Genomic DNA, 20,760 nt, shown 5'->3' on the forward strand with positions numbered 1-20,760 from the left:
TCACATTACATGTACATGTCTACTGACTGGAAAGACTATGAATTAATTGATACAGGCGGCGGAGAGAAGCTTGAACGCTGGGGAGATGTTGTGCTTCGTCGTCCCGATCCACAAATCATATGGCCTCTTGAAAAGGAGACAGATATTTGGCGCAATGTACACGGCCATTATCATCGCAGTTCCTCCGGCGGCGGTCAATGGGATATGAAGAAGCCTATTCCAGAGCGTTGGACGATTGAATACAAGCATCTCAAGTTCTATATTAAGCCAACGAACTTTAAACACACAGGTCTGTTCCCTGAACAAGCAGTAAACTGGGACTGGATGATGAACAAAATTAAGAGTGCGAATCGTCCAATTAAAGTTCTTAACCTGTTCGCTTATACTGGCGGTGCAACAGTGGCCTGTGCATCTGCCGGCGCCGAAGTCTGCCATGTTGATGCTGCTAAGGGGATGGTGCAGTGGGCGAAGGAAAATGCCGCGTTGTCCGGTTTGGAATCTCACCCTATCCGTTTCATCACGGACGATGTATTCAAGTTCGTACAAAGAGAGCAGCGCAGAGGCAACAAATATGACGCCATCATTATGGATCCCCCTTCCTATGGTAGAGGACCTGGCGGTGAAACGTGGAAGCTGGAGCAAAGCTTGTATCCGTTTCTTGAGTTCTGTACGACAATTATGTCGGACAATCCACTTTTCCTGCAAATCAATTCATATACGACTGGGATCTCGCCTACCGTACTAAGCAATATGCTGAGTATGACAATGAAAAAGCGCTACGGCGGCAAGCTGTCCTCAGGTGAAATAGGCATCCCGATTACGAAGTCCGGTATGGTACTCCCTTGCGGTATATTGGGAAGATGGGAGGCATAACGATAGATGTTAGGCCAACCTGCAACTCCGCATATTGGCATCTTATACGAGGATAATCACGTAATCGTTGTCGAGAAGCCAGTTAATATCTTGTCACAAGCGGACGATACGCAGGATGCAGATATGGTGACCTTACTGAAGCAAGACTTGAAGGAGCGTTATGCGAAGCCTGGCAATGTCTATGTAGGTCTAGTCCACCGATTGGATCGTCCTGTCGGTGGAGCCATGGTGTTCGCGAAGACGAGCAAGGCTGCCTCACGCTTATCTGATGTCGTTCGCACACACAAGCTGGGCAAGACTTACATGGCTGTCGTTCACGGCCGTCCAGCTAAGACCAACGGGACACTAACTCACCATTTGCTGAAGGATGTCCGCACGAACACAGTCCGCGCTGTTGCTCCTGGAACTCCAGGAGCCAAGGAGGCACGCCTGTCTTATGAGGTAGCTGGCATAAGCGGCGACATGACGCTTGTGCGTATAGAGCTCCATACCGGACGACCGCACCAAATTCGCGTACAAATGAAAACGATTGGTTGTCCATTATATGGTGATCAGAAGTACGGCGCTGATCGCAATAAGCCTGGTCAGCAGATTGCTCTATGGTCTGTGCAGCTATCGTTCCCCCATCCGACTACGAAGGAAGTTATGGAGTTTAGATCTCAGCCGCCCATGGAATACCCATGGAATCTCTGGGATCCGGCAATCTATTCTTCCTGTTGATGTGTTCTCCATGTACATCAACAATCAAGCTGGGGCAATCTTACCGATTCGGTAAATAATCATTGCACGCAACACCGTGACTGTACGATCGCATTGCTGAGAAGCAGCCTTCTCTCGATGCGATTGTACACGATGAGTTCATTAGCAGTCACAGTCATCATTCATTCATGCTCATTTAACGCATGGTGTTATTCGTGTATGAAAGGAGGAAAATAGGAAAATGAGTAACGGACGGTATGTACGAACAGGTTTGCTGGTCATTACAATTGTTCTCTTGATTTTATCCACTGCTTGCGCAATTGCCGCGCCATCACAGCTTGTCGATCAAGATGCATCTAGTTCGCAATCAACAACGGGCAGCGAACAGCAGACAAAGCCCCAACCGGCACATAAAGCAGCACTAGCTCAGCATAAGGACAGTTCACCTTCATCGACCGATGCCGATCATCTCAACTCTTCTACGAACATCCCGGCTAGTACGGCCACTACGCCACCTAACAACACGAAGGCAAAGCCATATACTCTTTCCGGCAAGCTTCTTGCGGTAGGAGATATTATGATGCACTCCCCTCAATTTCCTGCCTATTTCAATAAGAAGACAGGCACATACAATTTCAAGACCTATTTTACTAAGGTGAAGCCTATTCTCGAGACAGCAGATTGGTGCTGGGCGAATCTGGAGACTCCATTGCTAGGCGGCGAGAAGGTCTATACCGGATACCCCATGTTCAACGCACCACCAGAGCTTGCAGATGCCTTGAAGTTCGCAGGCTTCAATATTGTAACGGCGGCGAACAATCATTCATTAGATCGATATGAAGCCGGAGCCCTGCGCACATTAGAAGTGTTGAAGAAAAAAGGGCTGGTAACGAAGGGACTCTCCGCCTCATTATGGGAATCCAAGCAGCCAACATTAGTTGAGAAAAACGGAATACAACTAGGCATTCTCGCGTATACGTACGGAACAAATGGCATCCCGCTCCCGAAACAGAAGCCTTATCTTGTTTCTCTCATTGATGAGAAGCGCATGATACAGGATATTCAGAATACGAAGAAGGCTGGAGCTGACGTTGTCGCAATTGCCATTCATTTCGGCACTGAATATGAGCACACGCCGAATCAAGAGCAAATTCGACTGGCGCGTTCGCTGATCCAAGCTGGAGCAGATATTATATTGGGCTCTCATCCACATGTCATTCAACCCTATGAGCGTATTACGGTAAGAGAGCCCGACGGCTCTAAGCGCGATGGGCTTATTATTTATTCAATGGGGAACTTTATATCCAATCAGACAGGCAATGGTACTGATATTGGAGTAATCTTCGGTGTAGAAATTAATAAGCATATGCCTGAAGGCACAATCGAACTAAAAAATGTGACAACGATTCCAACATGGGTGCATATTGAAGGTGCCCGTGACAAGCGCAAGTACCGTGTACTCCCACTGGAACAAACGATCAAATCACATTCTGACAATCGATTAAGCACACAGCAATATCAGGCAATGAAAAAGATGCTAACCAGCGCGACAAGCCATCTTGCCTCAAGATCGGCTGTACCGGTTATACTCAATGTCTCGCCTTCACCATAGATTATTGGCCTGCACGAACAGGCTCTGACGCTGCAGCCGTCTCTTTCTCAACAGTAGACGGTTGTGGCGGCTGAGTTAGCTTGCCAAGCAAAAGGATAAGCAGCTGCTGGTTATGCGTTGAGATCCGATGTAAAATTTCATTCCAGTAGTTCTCTCGAATAGCGACTCCACGGCGCATTTCCTGTTCTCCGAATTCGGTTGCCTGGATCCACACAATTCGACGATCATCCTGGTCTCGCTCTCGAATAATTAGAGCATTCTTCTCCATCCGATCCATCAATGTTGTAATCGCAGCAGGAGTCGTAGCTAAGTGAGGCAACAGATCAGAAGGCTTAACCTTCCCATATTCCGCAATTCGTTCTAATACGGTTAACTGGCTCTCTGTCAAGCTTGGCGCCAGGGACTCGTCCATCATTGACTTATAATCCTTGGATAACTTCGACCACAGCTTGGCAAATTCGGTTGCATGCATGCAAACGACTCCCCCTTTATTCCATGTCGATCTACAAACACCTAAATTATACCACAGCAAAGTGGATAGGACATCCCTAATCTTAGCATAATGCCATTTAATTACAAATTTATTGCCAAAGAAAGTTCAGGAACCAAGCAATCAACTAGCACATATACTGTTGTATAGGCATCTGTCACACCAACTTCTCACTAATTTGATGCTTTAACTGCGAGGAGGGGACACAATGGATCAGGACAAATCCAGTATTTTCCGTAAAGCAATGGAGATCGGGATCATAAAAGACCCACAATGGATAGAACGACTCGATGAGCCCGTACCATTGTGGGTCCTATTAGAGATTATCAATACCCTGCACGATGTGTTGAATCCACCGCATAAGCCATTCGATTAGACGGATGGTGGGGTAATAATCATCGTATTTACAATACTATCTTCCTTATCGATTGCAACCAAGCTTCGGCCTTGCGCTCTCTTATCCATGAGAGGGGCATGTTCAGTAATAAGCTGATGCAAGCGTCCCTGTTCCGTAATGATCGTAATCGGATACGACTCTTTACTGAAGTAAGCGCCAATTAACTTCTTCCCATTCGGCTTCACTCGCTTCCCTTCTTTGAACTCGAATGTAGCCATTCCTTTACCGCCGCGTCCCTGTGTTGGGTAATCCAGCAGCAACGAACGCTTGCCCCATCCAATATCCGTTAGAACAGTAATCTCGCCCTCTTCACCAGTGACCCGAAGAGCTGCTGTGATTGCATCGTCATCCTTAAGCTGCATTCCACGAACACCACCAGCTGCGCGTCCCATCGGATTCACTTCCGCTTCTGTAAATCGGATAGACATTCCTTGCTCGGTCACGAGAAGAAGATCTGCTGCCCCATCACTGAGCATGACAGCCAACAACGCATCTTGGTCTGCTACTTTACAAGCAGCGACTGCCCCTGTACGGTTGGTTTCGTATTCCTTGAGCATCGTACGCTTTACTTGGCCACGACGCGTAACGAACAAGAGCGAACTCAACTCGTCTGCGAATGACTTGACTGGAATAACAGCTACGATAGAGTCTTCCTTCGCAATCGGAATCACATTGACGATGGCTGTACCATTGTCCTTCCACTTGAATTCTGGAATCATATGGACAGGCAAGGAGAAATATTGTCCCCGCTGCGTAAAGATAAGCAGGCGATCCAAGGTGTTCACTTCATAAATTTGGCGGATGTAGTCGCCTTCCTTAACGCCAGATGCATCCCATTCTCCGCCAGATCGTGTGAAGGATAGCTGACTCGTCCGCTTGATGTATCCATCATTGGACAAGGTGACGAGAACATCCTCGGCATTTACGATGACCTCAAGGTTCACCTTGATTTCCTCGACTTCCCCCTGCACGACTGAACGGCGATCAATTCCATATCGATCACGAATATCCGTCAGTTCCTTCTTAATTACCTTCATCAGCTTCTTGCTGCTCTCCAGAATCGAACGAAGGTCGGCAACCTTCTTGCGAATATCCTCTAATTCCTTCATCAATGAAGTCAATTCCAGATTCGTCAAGCGGTACAGTTGCAATGTCAAGATCGCATCAGCTTGACGTTCGGAGAAGCCAAATTGTTCAATCAAGTTATGCTGTGCATCCTGACGATTCTTCGAAGCTTTGATAGTCGCGATAACCGCATCTAATATATCAAGCGCCTTGACCAAGCCCTCCAACACATGTGCGCGGTCTTCTGCCTTCGACAAGTCATATTGGGTACGATTCGTGACAACTTCCTTCTGGTGTTCAATGTAGGCTTGGAGCATAGGCAAAATACCCATTTGCATCGGAGCCTTGTTCACGATCGCTACCATGTTGAAGTTATAGGTCACTTGCAAGTCGGTCTTCTTGAACAAATAGTTCAAAATGCCGTTCGCATCCGCGTCCTTCTTCAGCTCAACGACGATACGCATCCCTTCGCGTCCACTTTCATCACGAACCTCTGCAATACCGTCTACTTTCTTCTCTAATCGGATGTTCTCCATTGCGGTCACGAGACGCGACTTCACGACCTGATACGGGATTTCGGTAACGACGATCTGCTGACGACCTCCGCGCATCTCCTCAATATCCGTCTTCGCGCGAATGTAAATGCGGCCCTTACCCGAACGATATGCATCGCGAATGCCTTCCGCACCCATGATGATTCCGCCTGTAGGGAAATCCGGACCTTGCACAATGCTAATAATCTCATCCAGATCAATCTCGGGCTTGTCGATCATGGCGATGCATGCCTCAATTACTTCCCGCAAATTATGTGTGGGAATTTCCGTTGCAAAGCCGGACGAAATCCCGCTAACACCATTTACGAGCAAGTTCGGGAAGCGCGAAGGCAATACAACAGGCTCTTCTTCCGTATTATCAAAATTTGGACGGAACGGAACGGTGTCTTTCTCAATATCCCGAAGCAGCTCCATTGCAATGGAGGACAATCTGGCTTCTGTATAACGCATTGCAGCTGCTGGATCATCATCGATTGACCCCCAGTTGCCGTGACCGTCAATCAGGACATGCCCCATCTTCCATGGTTGCGCCATGCGCACCATGCCGTCATATATTGAAGAATCCCCGTGCGGGTGGTAATTACCCATGACGTCCCCGACCGTTTTGGCCGACTTACGGTATGGCTTTTCCGGTGTGTTGCCGGATTCATACATTGCATACAAGATGCGTCGCTGTACCGGCTTGAGACCGTCCCTGACATCGGGTATCGCACGATCTTGAATGATATATTTGGAATAGCGCCCGAACCGGTCGCCAACCACGTCTTCCAAGAACGCGGGTTTGAATTGTTCCGATACGCTCATGTGTCTCTCACCTTTCTATTCCTCGAACTCCGCAAAGTCAACGTTCTCTACGATCCAGCGCTTACGCGGCTCCACCTTGTCGCCCATTAATGTCGTCACACGGCGCTCTGCCTTGGCAGCGTCATCGATCTGCACCTGCAGCAGTGTTCTCGTCTCCGGATCCATCGTCGTTTCCCACAGTTGATCGGGATTCATTTCGCCAAGACCCTTATAGCGTTGAATTTCAGCGCTTTGTCCGAACTGCTTCACGTAGCTGGCAAGCTGCTCATCCGTCCAAGCATAGCGAACCGTCGAGTGCTTGCCCTTCTTATGCGATATCTTATAGAGCGGAGGCTGTGCAATATATACCTTGCCCTTATCAATAAGCTGACGCATATAACGATAGAAGAACGTGAGCAGCAGCACCTGAATATGCGCACCGTCAGTATCGGCATCTGTCATAATAATGATCTTCGCGTAGTTGCTCTCATCCGCATCGAAGTCGGAGCCTACCCCTGCTCCGATTGCATGGATAATTGTCCGATATTCATCATTCTTCAAGATGTCGGCCAGCTTGGCCTTCTCCGGGTTCATCGGCTTCCCCTTCAGCGGCAGGATTGCCTGCGTCTTGGAATCGCGCCCTTGCTTCGCAGAACCGCCCGCCGAGTCCCCTTCGACGATAAAGAGCTCATTGCGTGTATAATCCTTAGACTGCGCTGGTGTCAGCTTGCCGTTAAGGTTTGAGCTCTCGCTGCGCTTCTTGCCTGAGCGCACATCCTCTCTCGCCTTACGTGCCGCTTCACGCGCCCTTGACGCCTGAATGGCCTTCTTGACTAACATCTGCGCAATTTGTGGGTTCTCCTCCAGGAAAATGCTCATATGCTCTGCTACGATTGTATCTACAGCGCCCCTAGCCATGGCACTACCGAGCTGATCCTTCGTCTGACCGACAAATTCCACATCGGACATCTTCACATTAATGACCGACATCATGCCTTCCCGTAGGTCGTTGCCGTCTAGGTTTTTATCCTTTTCCTTCAACAAGCTGTTCTTGCGCGCATATTCATTCATCACACGCGTGTAGGCTGTCTTGAAGCCTGTCTCATGCGTACCGCCGCCACGAGTTGGGATCGAGTTTACAAACGATACGATTGTCTCCGTATACCCATCGTTATATTGAAGTGCAATCTCAACCTCAACATCATCCTTCTCAGCAGTGAAATGAATCACTTCATGCAGCACGTTTTTATCTTCATTTAAAAAGCGTACAAACTCGCTTGCTCCGCCTTCATAAAGGAAAGTTTCTTCCTTCCCTGTCCGCTCATCTTTCAATGTGACCCGTAAGCCAGAGTTCAAAAATGCAATCTCCTGCAATCGTTCAGCAAGATTGTCATAATTCAAATGAATATTGCCATGGAATACCTTCACATCCGGCTTGAATGTTACCTTCGTGCCTGTGCGATTCGTATTACCGACAATCTCCAGCCCCGTTACCGGTTCGCCGACATGCTCTTTGCCTTTCTTATCCGTCCATGTCTCAAAGCGCATGCGATGAATCTTGCCGTCTCGACAAATCTCCACCTCAAGCCATTCCGATAACGCATTCGTGACTGAAGCGCCAACGCCGTGCAGACCGCCAGATTTCTTATAGCCTGCACCACCGAACTTACCACCCGCATGCAAGATCGTATAGACGACCTGCGGGGTCGGTACCCCTGTCTTATGCATACCTGTCGGAATTCCTCGTCCATTGTCTCGAACGGTGACCGACTGGTCCTTGTGAATTGTCACATCAATCTGAGAGCAAAATTTGGCGAGATGCTCGTCGACAGCGTTGTCTACGATTTCCCATACCAGATGATGCAGCCCCGAGGAGCTTGTACTGCCAATATACATCCCTGGCCGTTTGCGTACCGCGACAAGCCCTTCGAGCACTTGAATGTCGTCAGCCCCATACTCAGAATTGCGGTTGCCAGATGCCCCCCCATTCTCAGGCGACTGTCCGAACATATCGACTTGCTCGACCATTCATGCTCCTCCTTCAAAAATACATGTAGTGCATAATCAATAATCATGCGCGTTCCATACCATAATACGTGCTTCATACCAAATGCGTACTTCATAAATAAAATGCTACCTTATTAGCGTTCCAACCTTCGTTGGCAAAAGAAAATCTGCCGCTGCCGGACGAGAGGAACAACAAAATGCCCCATTACTTATATCGTCCGGATGCAAACAGATGTTTCGCATTCTTGTATATTTTAATTCAAGATGTCCTGTTTCGTAAAGACACGGAATGCAATGAATAGGGAAATAATGCCCCATACACTTAATACAGCAAGCGAGAACGGCAAGCTCATCCCTTCTACAGGGGCCGGAGTACCCGCCATATAGTCCGTCAATTTCAAGTTAATCATGAACAGATATTTGGCAGTCGGCCAAGAAGAGGCCATATTATACAAGATGGTACCTGCAATCAGGGTAGCCATTAAGGTTACAATACTTGCCGCTGTGCTCCGGACGAGCACGGATATCATAAACCCAAGTGCTGCGACTACGATGCTGGAGAACCAGATAAGGCCACATTGCATAAGCAAGTACAGCCATGAGGGAAGCGTATGTACGGCATTGAAATCCACGTTCGTGCCCGCTACCGAGAATCCGGTAAATATCGGAAAAGACCAACCTCCATACCCGAAGACCGCCCCTGAAATCAAATAAGCAAGCAGTGCTGTCATCACGACAATGATTCCGGTAAACATCATCAGGACAATCCATTTGCTCATTAACACCTTCCACCTGCGAACCGGTCTAGTCAGCAGCATCTTGATCGTGCCGGTAGACCGCTCCGATGAAACGATGTCCGAAGCAATCGCCATAACAAGCAGCGGAATGAACAGAGTTACTGCATTGTCCATAAAAGTACGGGTAAATGTCACCCCATTCGGCTCACTCGGATTGACATCATGGTCCAAATAATATTGCAGCTGCTGCAGCATAATGAGCCGATACTTCTTCCACTCCTCGGGTATTCGGTCGCTTCCGAGCGAATTTTGAATATCGGTGATGCGCTGCTGCAACTCCAGTCGCCAGTCCTCTTTGAACTTCTCCCTACTATTTTCCGCCATCTTCATTTGCGCATATGTGAAGACAGGAATTAACACGATCAATATGAGCATGATGACATAAAATCGTTTTTTCTTCAACACTTTTAATGTCTCATTGTGGATAAGCGGCAGCAAGCTACTCAATGCGTTCACCCTCCGTTAATTCTAGAAATAGCTGTTCTAGGGTAGGCATAATATGCTGGATTCCTTCGATTTGGATGCCGGCATGCATCATCTTGCGATTCAGTTCTGGAATGATATCCGGTGCAGTTTCCGTTACGATTGCGTAGTCAGGTATCCCGATCAAGGTAGACTCGTCAATCGGCGCTGTCTCTCGGCTATAAATTGTAACCCCGTCGTTTTCTGCTAACATCTCCATAGCCCGCTCCGCAGGCTGTGCCTGCCATACTACGAACTGATTGCGTCCCGTAAGCAGCTGTTCGACATCATCTACAGCAAGCACTTCACCATGGCTGATAATCGCAACGCGATCACACATTAGTTGAATTTCACTTAACAAGTGACTCGAGACGAACACAGCCATACCACTGTCAGCCAGCGTACGGATAAATGATCGCAGCTCCTTAATGCCGAGTGGATCCAATCCATTCGTGGGTTCATCCAGAATGAGCAGCTTCGGTTCAGCAAGCAATGCTTGCGCGATCCCAAGCCGTTGTCTCATCCCTAACGAATAGGTCTTCACTTTATCATGAATTCGATTCGACAACCCAACGATCTCGACAACTTCTTGAATGCGTTCTTGACCAATGCCGCTTACCATCCGCGCGAAATGTTCTAAATTTTCCCATCCTGTCAGAAAGTTATACATTTCCGGGTTCTCTACGATACAGCCAACATGCCGCAGGGCCCGCTCCGGATCTCGATTCACATCCAGACCACATACTTGAATCCGGCCTGAAGTGGGAGTAATCAAGTCCACCAGCATTCGAATAGTCGTTGTCTTGCCAGACCCATTCGGCCCGAGGAAGCCAAAAATTTCGCCTGCTCGAACCTCGAAAGTTACATCCTTGATAATCAGCTTAGAGCCTATTTTCTTCTTCACATGTTCTACAGATAATATAACTTCCTTCGCATGCTCCATCACTAAGCCACCTCCTGGCCGTCCTCTAGTGTCCTTCTATTATTGAATGCTCTGCACAATCCGCTTCGCAATGGCATCATATCCGTCTCCATTAGGATGAAAATGATCAGAAGATAAATATTTGCTGCTGTTCCGCTGGAACAAATCGTAGGTTGGAACCATCATCATATTCTTGTCCTTATTGATAAACGCATAAGCTGAATCGTTCCATTTCTGAACGACGGCATTTCCTATTTCACGCATCGCCTGCAGATCCGAGAATGGATTATACAGTCCTACATAGATGATAAGCGCATCCGGGTTCCATTTACGCAGTTGAGTCAGCACCTGTTTCAAGTGGACAATGCCAGCATCCACCTTGGCTACGAGTGTATCGAGCTGCATTTCCTTGGCGCTCATCTGTTCCGATTGAGCACCTTGGAATAAGTCATTGCCGCCAATCGTTAGTAGGATGACATTCGCTTGCTTCAATACATAACCCGCACTATCCTTCTCTATTCGTTCCACAAGCTGATCTGCACGAAGCCCGTTCACTGCCAGATTGTTCAGAAGCGTAACCGGCTTCTCCTTGCTCTTCTCAAGCGTACTCAACACACGTCGTACATATCCTTGTCCCGTCCCGTCGCCAGTACCTCTTGTCAAAGAATCCCCAAGAGCAGCAATCCGTATCTCTTGCTCCGAGTGAGTGGCGGTATCTGTTGTCGGTGAAGTCTTCACCCCAGGCGCATCCGCAAACGGAACAGAAGCAGGATAGATAATATCCGCAATTCCAAGTCCGAAGCCAACGAGCAAGAGCAGCGTACATCCCACGCCGCATGAAGCAATCCATAACCATTGCCGCGATGCCGTTTTACGACTCATCCTAGTCCTCCTGTCTCAATCCCTGAACTCTGTTCTCCCTTTACATTACCTGTTCAGGTTCCTATTTGCAAACTGAGTCAGCTGTTACCACGTTCCCTGGTAACAAGGGAGGCGACCGATCAATTCGGCCGCCTCTTTCATCAATCTCCTATACGATTGTACAAAACACAGAAGCAATTACAAGCAGCAGAATCGCTCTATCGCTACACGCGGTGCGACTACATGTACTTATACTGAGCCGCTACTAGATTGTAATAAGTGCCACGCAGATTCATCAATTGATCATGCGTGCCTTGTTCCTGAATAACCCCATGGTCAAGCACAACGATATTGTCACAATTGCGAATCGTAGACAACCTGTGCGCAATAATGAAGGAGGTTCTACCCTGCAGCAACGTCTTCAATGCTTCTTGAATCTTTAATTCGGTCTCGGTATCAATACTTGCAGTCGCTTCATCAAGAATTAATATTCTAGGGTTTGCAAGCAAGGCACGTGCGAACGAGATAAGCTGACGCTGACCCATGGACAGCACATTCCCGCGTTCCTCGACCTCAGTGTCATAGCCATCTTTCATACTTGCAATGAAGTCATGCGCATACACGGCCCGTGCTGCCGCTTCTACCTCCGCATCTGTTGCGTCGAGACGGCCGAAGCGAATATTATCTCGTATCGTACCTGAGAAGATGAAGGTATCTTGCAATACAATACCAACCTGCGACCTCAGACTTTCAATTGTAACTTGCTTAATATCATGACCGTCAATGGTGACACGACCTTCTGTCGTATCGTAGAAACGGCACAACAAATTGATAATCGTACTCTTACCGGAACCTGTGTGTCCGACTAACGCGATGGACTCGCCTGCCTTGGCTGATAATGAAATGCCTTTCAACGCGGGACGTCCCTTCTCGTATTCGAACATTATGTTCTCGAATTCCACATCGCCATGGATTGGTGGAAGCACTTTTGATTTCGCTGTATCCTCAATAGATGGCTGTTCATCCATAAATTCAAAGATGCGTTCCGAAGAAGCCATGGCAATTAGCATTTGCGAATACATTTGCCCCAAGCGATTAATAGGTTCCCAGAAGTTCCCGATGTATTGGGCAAATGCGAATAGTACCCCAACCGTAATCACATGGCTCTGGATCAAATAGGAGCCGTACATGAATAGAATAAATGCACCTACAGCACTTGTTATCTCGATAACAGGGCCGAACGATTGGTTCATGGCAGAAGCGCGATCCCAAGACTTCTTATTCACATTGTTCATATGATCGAAGAATTCCATGTTCTGCTTTTCTTGTGTATACGCTTGAGTGACACGAACGCCTTGGATCGCCTCGTTCAAGTGAGAATTAATCCGCGATTGCTTCATACGGACGTCCTGCCAAGCGAAGCGGATCTTCTTCCGCAGCTTCGTCGACACTAAGAACATGATTGGAACCGTAATCATAACTGCCAGTGCAAGCTGAACATTCAAGAACAAGAGGATAATGATAATACCTGCCAGCTGCATGCAATCAATTAGAGTGTTGACAGCACCGTTCGTGAACAGTTCCTGCAAGGAGTTGACGTCGTTCGTCACGCGCACTAGCACGGAACCAGCTGGACGTTTGTCATAGAAATGGAATGACAGCTTCTGAATGTGCTTGAACAGATCCCCTCGCAAATCATGAATAATGCGCTGGCCAATCACATTCATAAATTTGATGCGGAACGCATTGGCGCCCCACTGCACAATATAAAGTCCAAACACCGTTCCCGCGATCATATACAGCATACGCAGCGATGGATTTCCGTCAGCGGGCTGTATCGCATGGTCAATGGCATAGCTGATGAGAAATGGGATTGCCAGTTTCGTAAGCGTACCCAGAACCATCATTACCAACAATACCGGCAGCAGTTGGCGTTTATACGGCTTCATGTACACCAGCAGGCGGCGCATCTGAGCCCAGTTGAACGGCTTTTCTATTGCTTCATCATCTTGATAGACGAATCGGGAACGCTTACGTTCTGCGTTCTCCGCAGCTGTGTTCTCGTCTTCATGCGCCGGGCTCGCCGCCGTGGATGCTGCTGTGAATCGTGCTCCACTCATACTCTCACCTGCTCTCTGTTCGACGTTCCATCGGTTGTAGAATCCATCTGATCTTCTGACTCAAACTTATCAGCATACTGAATACGATATACATCTTGATAGGTACCCGGCACCTCAATCAATTGCTCATGAGTACCTCTCTGTGCGATGCTCCCTTGATCCAATACCAGAATCTCATCTGCATGCCGCAGCGACGAGATACGGTGTGCGATTATAAATACCGTACGTCCACGCATAACCTCTTGGAAGCCAGCCTGAATCGCGTGTTCAGTATCCATGTCAACGGCACTTGTTGCGTCATCCAAAATCAAAATCTTCGGATCTTTCAGCAGCGCGCGGGCAATCGCAATCCGCTGCTTCTGACCGCCTGAGAGTCCCATACCGCGTTCGCCCACAATCGTATCATAGCCAAGCGGCAGCTCCATAATGAAGTCGTGTGCTTGCGCAAGCTTGGCTGCTCGCACCACTTCTTCTTCGGTCACATCATCTCGTCCGTAAGCAATGTTGTTATAGATCGAAGATGAGAACAGGAACGTCTCTTGGAATACGGTAGCCATCTGACTGCGGAGACTCTTCACATCCAAGTCTCGAATATCATGACCATCCAGCATAATGCTACCTGACTTCACATCATACGCGCGCATGAGCAGTTGAATAATCGTTGACTTGCCCGCTCCTGTACCGCCAAGCAATCCAATCACCTTCCCAGGTGTTGCGTCTAGCGTAATGTGGCTAAGAGCGTTTACATCACCTTCATAGCGGAAGGTAACATCTTTGAATTGAACATGTCCCTTAACTTCTTCATCATTCAATACAACCGCACGATCATTGTTCGCGATGTCAATTGGGGTATCCAGCAGTTCCAGCACACGCTCTCCAGATGCCTTCGATTGCGTATAGTTATTGATATGGAAGCCAATTCCCCACATCGGGCCAATAATGTACCAGATCATACTGAAGAAGGCAACTAATTCACCAAGCGACAGCTCCTTGTTAATGACCTTCGTACCGCCAAGCGCAAGCAGCATGACCACACAGCAGCAAGCAAGAAGTTCCATCACAGGGAAGTATCGTCCCCATAGTGTCGCAGCATGAATTTGATTTTCCTTATACGCTTCAGACCGTACAGAGAATTTATCAACTTCATGGCTTTCACGCGCGAAAGATTTGACCGTACGAACGCCCGTAATATTCTCCTGTACTGCCGTTGTCAGGCGGCTGAAGGCGACGCGCATTTCGCGGAAGGCCGGATGTATCTTAGATTCAAACCGAAGCGCGACTAGAATTAACAGCGGTATCGGGATAAGCGTTGTTAGCGTTAACTTCCAATCAATTGAGAACATCATTCCCGCGCCAAATAGAACCATCAGCACCATATTCAAAATTTGTGCGAAGCCGAACCCAACAAAGTTGCGTATCCCTTCAAGATCTGCAGTCAAGCGGGACATCAAATCCCCTGTTCTTGCCTTGTCATAGTAGCGGAATGAAAGGAATTGCAGCTTGCGATAGCAGGCATTTCTCATTTCGTAGGCAACATAGTTGCCTAGACGACCGCCAAAATAGCCGTGTAAAAATGTGAGGGTGCCTTTGATGCTGACAACGACGACCACCGTCAATGACAGCCAAGGCACCCAATCGAATCGTTCTTTTGCTATGACGTCGTCAATCAAGATGCGCAGCATATTGGGATACACCAATCCGAGCGCTGTTGCCGCCATCAAGCAAAGTATAGATACGAATAGGTAGCCTTTTTTCGGCCAGTAAAAAGTGCTTAGCCGCTTGAAGACGTTCATGATTTCTCCTCCCCTTTTCTACGTTCTCGTGAGATGTAATGCAGTTTATCATCATGAAAACACAACAGCAAAACGCCAATTTCATCATAATGCCGTTTGTGCCCGATTTTTCCGAGCTTTGCAGTAACATATCCATTCATTTCTTTTAAATCGTCTGATTTACTGACTTGTCGTTCATTATTCAACAAAGAACGCTTACCAAGCATATGCCCAGTAAGCGTTTGAACGGAATTTATACGGTTTTGATATCGATTCCGCGTGAATTCATCTCTTCACTTGGATGCTTTTATGAATCTGTCGAAATAACCTCTTCCAAAGCACTTATCACAGCTTGAAGCAACTCTTCATCCACATTTGCATACAGCGCATTGTTCAATCTTTCCATATACAGATCCAATGCGTCTGACAGCTCCTTGTAGGACTTTTGAATGACCTTATTATAGTGAGTGAGGATATGTTCGATAAATTGTTCCCGATGAGCTTCTGTTACCCGCTTAACCGCCTGCATCGCCTGCAGCTCCAGCGCCTGTCTAAGTTCGCTGCGACCGCTGCCTTCGAAAAAGGCCTTACTATTGCGGAAATAACCACGAATCCACCGCGTTGTTACATTCGGCAAGTCCAGCTCACCTGATACCTCTGGCGTTGGCCAAGCCCCCATATCCACATCAGCCGGTGAGTATCCGGGCAGCTGCTCCGTTATGGCTTGCTGCAGGCGATTGTGATAGCTCATCACCATCTTCTTGGCCCCTTGCTCCATCCGCAATGAGGTCGCATACAGTTCATTCGCAAGCTCTTTGCTAAATAGGCGAATCCATTCTACATAACAACGCTGCAGCGAACTATCTATATCCCGATCATCTCTGCGCAGGGAAGCCGGATTGAAGGCGTGAGAGAACATATCACCGAAGCGAAATTGCAATCGTTGACCCACATGGTAAAGCAATTCATCTGCTTCCTGCTGGAATAGGCTTGATTCATCACGCTCCAGCCACTCCGTACAGCTGCGACGCGCTTGTTCGGCCAATGCTTGATAACGAATGACTTCCCGTTCACGCTCTGCTGCATCGGCATGTGAGGCATCCCACATCGCCTTCAGCTGTCTTGCTGCCCTATCCAGACTTTTGTGAGCCGAATGAATACTGAGCTGAGTCAGCTCATTGCCTGCGAACGCTAGGAATGACTGCTCAAACTCACCTATACCCGACGTTCTAATCTTGTCCTTCTGCGCTTGCTGCTTACCCTCCAATGCCTGCAAGCTCGAAATCGGAAATAGCCGCGGACTGCGCACACCGAATTCGCGTAGACGATCCTCCACATAATCCAGTACACTTGACAGCTCTTCAGGTGAGGCAGCAAGGTCAGATGCATTGACCACAAAGAACATTTTATCAAGCTCAAAGGCATCCTTCACCCGACCCAGCTGCGTAAGGAATTGTCGATCAGCTTGGGAGAAGGCATGGTTATAATACGTCACGAACAATATAATATCCGCCTGCTTCATGTATTCAAATGCAACGCCCGTGTGCCTTGCGTTAATGGAATCCGCACCCGGAGTATCTACGAATACGAAGCCTTGTCTCGTAAGCTCACTGTCTATGAACAAATCAATGCGCTCTACGAACGCTGATCTTGATTCATCACTTACAAATAAGCGATACTGTGCCTCATCAACCATTAGCTCCTGACCTAATAGGCCTCGAGCCTCATCTATCCCACGATCCACAGCCTGAATGAATCGATAATATGGCCGCCCAGACGGATGAATTGTCTCTGGACGAATTCGCGCAAGCGAATGGAGCACTTCATCCATATCCATGGTAGATGCATTAGGCTCGCCCAAGGTCTCTAGTGCATAGCGAAGGTCATCAAGCAGCTTCGCTTGGCGCTTCATTGTTACGCGAGCCGTGCCATGCGGATGCTTATCTGTCGCTGCCTCGATTGTATTAATTGCGGCTGTTGTCGGGTTGGGTGATACTGGCAGTGCATCTTGCCCGATAAGGGCGTTCGCGAACGATGATTTGCCTGCACTGAACGCACCGAACAAGGCAACCGTAAAGCGATTCTCGTCGAGCCGCTTCGCCTTCTCCCGCATCTCTGCTGCAAGCATCTTCATCGATTCCAGCCGTTCAAGCACGTCTGCTGCTTGCTCCAGCTTCTGAGCTGTATGGACCAGCTTGCCCCGAACTTGGCTAGGAGCAGCAGCCTCTGACCGCTGTTCTGTTCCACTAGGAGTTGACCCATGAGCAATAAGATTGCGCTCAGAGTCTTTTACAAAAGATTGATCTTGGGCATGTCTATCCAGATCGCCGCTTGTCCCGAGCCCATCAGCCTCTGTAGACAACTCCAACCATGATTCAACGATTGCCTGCTTATCTGAACGTCTCTGCTGTACGTGATCAATTATGCCATTACCGGCCGGAGCATTGTGAACGCGTTCCTGGTTCCTGGCCTCTGCAGCATGCTGCTGGTCTACTACCTTCTCCTTGCTGTTTGCTTCCTGCTTCAAGCTGTGAATATCGGGAAGAAGACCGATCCAGCCACATTCCAGCTTATCAGCAGGCAGCCATAATTGTATGGCTCGAACCAATTCCGATTCGATCCCTGTAGTAGCTTGTAGGCGATTCTCCACTTCCGAGAACTCGAGGGAGAGCTCGCTCATGGAAGCAAGCTTAGATTTTGCCCGCGTAAGCTCTTCACGATATTGACGGAGCTTGATCTCTAGTAATGGCTCTGCCACTGTCAAAGCGGCTCTACGCAGCATCGCGCGTGCTTCATCAGCTATTGATCTGCAATAATTCAAGGTATACTCAGCTGAACCGCTCGCTCCCTCTGACACCGAATCAGCAAGCCAGGAATCACCTAGATCAGGCATGGCTTGCTCCATCGCAGCCGATGCCTCCTGCTCGTTTGCTCCTACCTCTTCAGCCAGCGAGCGAATCATTTGGATGAGATGAACCTCAACATTTGCCCGCAACCCTTCCTTCCAGATGGATGTGAAGGACTGCAGTCGTTGCGTGCGTTCATTGTCTGTCTTCGCACTGGAGAATAAGAAACCGACCTTGAAGCCAGGCTTGCGGGATTCTAAATATGACTGCGCCTGTTCACGCATTACTGCAGGCGTAACATTCGCATTACTAAGCAGATGTTGCACTTGCTTCTGGAACGATGCATTTACTTCCTGCTCCTGAGCTGTAAGCTCTGCAATGCGCTGCTCCGTAAGATGCAGCTGTTCCTTCCAAGCAGCCAAGGAGGCTTCGTCGCCTATACGTTCCACTAGCTGTTCACGTTTACTTACAAACGGCTCCTTTAAAACCTTTGCATGGGCAGACACGAGCTCACGTGCCGCACGTAAGATACCATATCGAACGAGCGGCAGCCGTTCTCTCGCCGTCTGACGAACAAAGGCTTCTAATGCATTCCATTCATTCAATGGATGTTCTGGCTGCCTTACAGAGATGTAGAATACGCCTTCGGGCTTCAACTGCCATGCATCAAGTGCACTTCGGACATCGCTCTGATACGATTCGAAGGTAAGCTCCTGCTCCCTGTGCTTGTCGATTTGATTCACAATCCAGATAAGCGGCTTACCTGCATCTGCAACCTCCTTCGCGAATGCGAAGTTCGTCTCCGACTGGACGTGATTATAGTCCGTCACATAGAACACAATGTCAGCCAGATGCATGGCTTCCTCCGTAGCTGCTCGATGTGCCGCATCTGTAGAATCTACTCCGGGTGTATCCAGCAGAGCAACGCCTTGCTTCAACCAATCAATTTCATCAAAGAGAACGACACGTTCTATACCAGCACCATCACGGCACACATCATCCAGCTGCTCGAATTGCACAGGCTCTTCAAGAACCGTTCCATCTTGTTCAGATCTGCGTAGAACCCGCGCCTGACGCTCTCCGTAGCGGAGCGTAACCACGTTCGCACTCGTTGGAATCGGACTCGACGGAAGCAGCTGCTTGCCGCATAATGCATTAATTACACTTGATTTGCCTGCCGAAAAGTGTCCACAAAACGTGACCATCACAATCGCTTCTTGCCACTTCTTCGCAAGCTCAATCATCTTCTCGGCGTGCTGCACATCTCCCCTATGCCGCATCTGATCCGCTGTATGCTTCAGCCATTTTCCGAGTTCATCGCTATCTCTTTCCACAATGGCCGAATTGGTGTGCAACCTCGCATTCATCTTCTCCATTCACGTCTCCCTCACCGCTTTTATCCTAACGGAACACGAATTGTCGTTTTTGCGCATAGAAAAAACCGAGTAATCGGCTTCCTCTTTTTGCCTTATACTCGGTTTCTAGTGTACCATATTTTGCTGTTCGGGGAGAATGATTTCGAATTGTTCTCCGCGCTGTAAAATAGTAATGCCTGAATCTTTCACGCGCATTACGACAACATCACGTTTTTGACGCATACGTTCTACATACTGATCAGGAACTTGTCCAGCTGCATATACCGTAACACCGTCAATCTCACGTTCTTCATCCTCTTGCATAGGTGTTTGCATAATCTTTTCATAAATATTAGAGAATTGTTCAAAATCATTCGTGTATACCGAAATACATTTCATCACGACCGACTCCCATCCACGTTCTTATAGTTTCCAGTCTTTCTAGGTTTGGTCGCTTTCATACGTATTTTACCCTCTCGACAGCTATCTAACAGCGGACAAATGTCACATTTGGGGGATTGCGCTTTGCAATGATAACGTCCAAAAAAGATTAACCGGTGATGCGTATCTGTCCATTCCTCACGGGGAATTTTACGCATCAGCTTTTTCTCCACTTCCAACACACTATCGTCTTCGTTGGCAAGTCGCAAGCGCTTGGAGACGCGCTCGACATGTGTGTCCACTGCCATTGCAGGAACACCGAAGGCGTTGGATACGACCACATTGGCCGTCTTTCTGCCGACACCTGGAAGCTCTGTTAGCTGAGCATGCTCCCTTGGCACTTCACCCTCATATTTATCTATGAGCATGCGGCATAGTTTTTGAATATTTTTGGCCTTGTTGCGGAATAAGCCAATGCGCCGAATATCTGACTCCAGCTCTTCAAGCGGAACTGCTAGATAGTCTTCCGGTGTTTTATATTTCTGGAACAGCGTAGCTGTTACTTTGTTCACCGTCTCGTCCGTGCACTGCGCTGACAACAGGACTGCAATTGTCAATTCGAACGGATTGGCGTGAGTCAACTCGCAATGCGCGTCAGGGTACATCTGACCAATCGTATCGAGAATATGTCGGACGCGGGCACTTGTTGCCATCTGGAAGTCACCTCACCTTTCTATCCATTCTGCTTGACTATTCACATCTAA

At 48.2% G+C, this 20,760-nt stretch carries 15 protein-coding genes; 4 read left to right on the forward strand and 11 right to left on the reverse strand.

The annotated features are described in order from the left end of the window. Positions 1-9: 9 nt before the first annotated feature. From BP95_RS0119805 to BP95_RS0119815, 3 genes are all read left to right on the forward strand, one after another. Complete coding sequence (locus BP95_RS0119805) at positions 10-873, forward strand: class I SAM-dependent methyltransferase (protein ID WP_028533072.1); 864 nt, start codon at positions 10-12, stop codon at positions 871-873. A 6-nt stretch (positions 874-879) separates the two neighbouring features. Further along, positions 880-1,593 carry an RluA family pseudouridine synthase gene (locus tag BP95_RS0119810; protein WP_021254609.1) on the forward strand — a complete coding sequence of 238 codons (714 nt, stop codon included), beginning with the start codon at positions 880-882 and terminating at the stop codon, positions 1,591-1,593. 220 nt (positions 1,594-1,813) lie between these two features. After that, complete coding sequence (locus BP95_RS0119815; RefSeq protein WP_021254610.1) at positions 1,814-3,184, forward strand: CapA family protein; 1,371 nt, start codon at positions 1,814-1,816, stop codon at positions 3,182-3,184. 1 nt (position 3,185) lies between these two features. Here the strand turns inward: BP95_RS0119815 and BP95_RS0119820 are convergent, their stop codons facing one another. Beyond that, on the reverse strand, positions 3,186-3,656 hold the full coding sequence (locus tag BP95_RS0119820) for a MarR family winged helix-turn-helix transcriptional regulator (RefSeq protein WP_021254611.1): 471 nt from the start codon (positions 3,654-3,656) through the stop codon (positions 3,186-3,188). A 226-nt stretch (positions 3,657-3,882) separates the two neighbouring features. Here BP95_RS0119820 and BP95_RS33620 point away from each other — a divergent pair, with 226 nt between their 5' ends. Continuing rightward, positions 3,883-4,050, forward strand: coding sequence for a hypothetical protein (locus tag BP95_RS33620; RefSeq protein ID WP_175460722.1), 168 nt, complete (start codon positions 3,883-3,885; stop codon positions 4,048-4,050). On the opposite strand, the gene gyrA is transcribed toward BP95_RS33620, so the two are convergent. The 10 genes from gyrA to nth form a co-directional block, all read right to left on the reverse strand. Continuing rightward, positions 4,047-6,494, reverse strand: a complete 2,448-nt coding sequence (gene gyrA / locus BP95_RS0119830; RefSeq protein WP_021254613.1) for a DNA gyrase subunit A — start codon at positions 6,492-6,494, stop codon at positions 4,047-4,049. The two genes, BP95_RS33620 and gyrA, sit on opposite strands and share 4 nt — an antisense overlap. A 15-nt stretch (positions 6,495-6,509) precedes the next feature. After that, the gene (gene parE / locus BP95_RS0119835; RefSeq protein WP_021254614.1) at positions 6,510-8,501 is read right to left on the reverse strand and encodes a DNA topoisomerase IV subunit B; all 1,992 of its coding nucleotides are present in this window, start codon (positions 8,499-8,501) and stop codon (positions 6,510-6,512) included. Positions 8,502-8,734: 233 nt separating this feature from the next. Beyond that, a complete protein-coding gene (locus tag BP95_RS0119840; protein ID WP_021254615.1) occupies positions 8,735-9,724 on the reverse strand; it encodes an ABC transporter permease in 990 nt (329 codons plus the stop codon). Beyond that, positions 9,717-10,682, reverse strand: coding sequence for an ABC transporter ATP-binding protein (locus BP95_RS0119845; protein WP_028533073.1), 966 nt, complete (start codon positions 10,680-10,682; stop codon positions 9,717-9,719). The genes BP95_RS0119840 and BP95_RS0119845 overlap by 8 nt, the downstream gene beginning before the upstream one ends. 39 nt (positions 10,683-10,721) lie before the next feature. Continuing rightward, positions 10,722-11,543 (reverse strand): GDSL-type esterase/lipase family protein, encoded by an 822-nt coding sequence (locus tag BP95_RS0119850; RefSeq protein WP_021254617.1) that lies wholly within the window; start codon positions 11,541-11,543, stop codon positions 10,722-10,724. Positions 11,544-11,761: 218 nt separating this feature from the next. Beyond that, positions 11,762-13,642, reverse strand: a complete 1,881-nt coding sequence (locus BP95_RS0119855; RefSeq protein ID WP_028533074.1) for an ABC transporter ATP-binding protein — start codon at positions 13,640-13,642, stop codon at positions 11,762-11,764. Continuing rightward, positions 13,639-15,435 carry an ABC transporter ATP-binding protein gene (locus tag BP95_RS0119860; protein ID WP_028533075.1) on the reverse strand — a complete coding sequence of 599 codons (1,797 nt, stop codon included), beginning with the start codon at positions 15,433-15,435 and terminating at the stop codon, positions 13,639-13,641. Before BP95_RS0119860 ends, BP95_RS0119855 begins: the two co-directional genes overlap by 4 nt. Positions 15,436-15,721: 286 nt before the next feature. After that, positions 15,722-19,636, reverse strand: coding sequence for a dynamin family protein (locus BP95_RS31025; RefSeq protein ID WP_051614148.1), 3,915 nt, complete (start codon positions 19,634-19,636; stop codon positions 15,722-15,724). Positions 19,637-19,741: 105 nt separating this feature from the next. Further along, entirely contained in the window at positions 19,742-20,014 is a 273-nt protein-coding gene (locus tag BP95_RS0119870; protein ID WP_021254621.1) for a hypothetical protein, read from the reverse strand. Continuing rightward, on the reverse strand, positions 20,014-20,709 hold the full coding sequence (nth, locus tag BP95_RS0119875) for an endonuclease III (protein WP_021254622.1): 696 nt from the start codon (positions 20,707-20,709) through the stop codon (positions 20,014-20,016). The genes BP95_RS0119870 and nth overlap by 1 nt, the downstream gene beginning before the upstream one ends. Between the last annotated feature and the right edge of the window lie 51 nt (positions 20,710-20,760).

It is taken from the genome of Paenibacillus sp. UNC217MF (genome assembly GCF_000686865.1).
In the GTDB taxonomy this organism is placed as follows: domain Bacteria; phylum Bacillota; class Bacilli; order Paenibacillales; family Paenibacillaceae; genus Paenibacillus_B; species Paenibacillus_B suaedae.

What these genes read in the sequence shown, in the direction of transcription:
- BP95_RS0119805 (WP_028533072.1), top strand. Translation starts at nt 10, where the DNA reads ATGTACATGTCTACTGACTGGAAAGACTATGAATTAATTGATACAGGC.
- BP95_RS0119810 (WP_021254609.1), top strand. Translation starts at nt 880, where the DNA reads ATGTTAGGCCAACCTGCAACTCCGCATATTGGCATCTTATACGAGGAT.
- BP95_RS0119815 (WP_021254610.1), top strand. Translation starts at nt 1,814, where the DNA reads ATGAGTAACGGACGGTATGTACGAACAGGTTTGCTGGTCATTACAATT.
- BP95_RS0119820 (WP_021254611.1), bottom strand. Translation starts at nt 3,656, where the DNA reads ATGCATGCAACCGAATTTGCCAAGCTGTGGTCGAAGTTATCCAAGGAT.
- BP95_RS33620 (WP_175460722.1), top strand. Translation starts at nt 3,883, where the DNA reads ATGGATCAGGACAAATCCAGTATTTTCCGTAAAGCAATGGAGATCGGG.
- gyrA (WP_021254613.1), bottom strand. Translation starts at nt 6,494, where the DNA reads ATGAGCGTATCGGAACAATTCAAACCCGCGTTCTTGGAAGACGTGGTT.
- parE (WP_021254614.1), bottom strand. Translation starts at nt 8,501, where the DNA reads ATGGTCGAGCAAGTCGATATGTTCGGACAGTCGCCTGAGAATGGGGGG.
- BP95_RS0119845 (WP_028533073.1), bottom strand. Translation starts at nt 10,682, where the DNA reads ATGGAGCATGCGAAGGAAGTTATATTATCTGTAGAACATGTGAAGAAG.
- BP95_RS0119850 (WP_021254617.1), bottom strand. Translation starts at nt 11,543, where the DNA reads ATGAGTCGTAAAACGGCATCGCGGCAATGGTTATGGATTGCTTCATGC.
- BP95_RS0119855 (WP_028533074.1), bottom strand. Translation starts at nt 13,642, where the DNA reads ATGAGTGGAGCACGATTCACAGCAGCATCCACGGCGGCGAGCCCGGCG.
- BP95_RS0119860 (WP_028533075.1), bottom strand. Translation starts at nt 15,435, where the DNA reads ATGAACGTCTTCAAGCGGCTAAGCACTTTTTACTGGCCGAAAAAAGGC.
- BP95_RS31025 (WP_051614148.1), bottom strand. Translation starts at nt 19,636, where the DNA reads ATGGAGAAGATGAATGCGAGGTTGCACACCAATTCGGCCATTGTGGAA.
- BP95_RS0119870 (WP_021254621.1), bottom strand. Translation starts at nt 20,014, where the DNA reads ATGAAATGTATTTCGGTATACACGAATGATTTTGAACAATTCTCTAAT.
- nth (WP_021254622.1), bottom strand. Translation starts at nt 20,709, where the DNA reads ATGGCAACAAGTGCCCGCGTCCGACATATTCTCGATACGATTGGTCAG.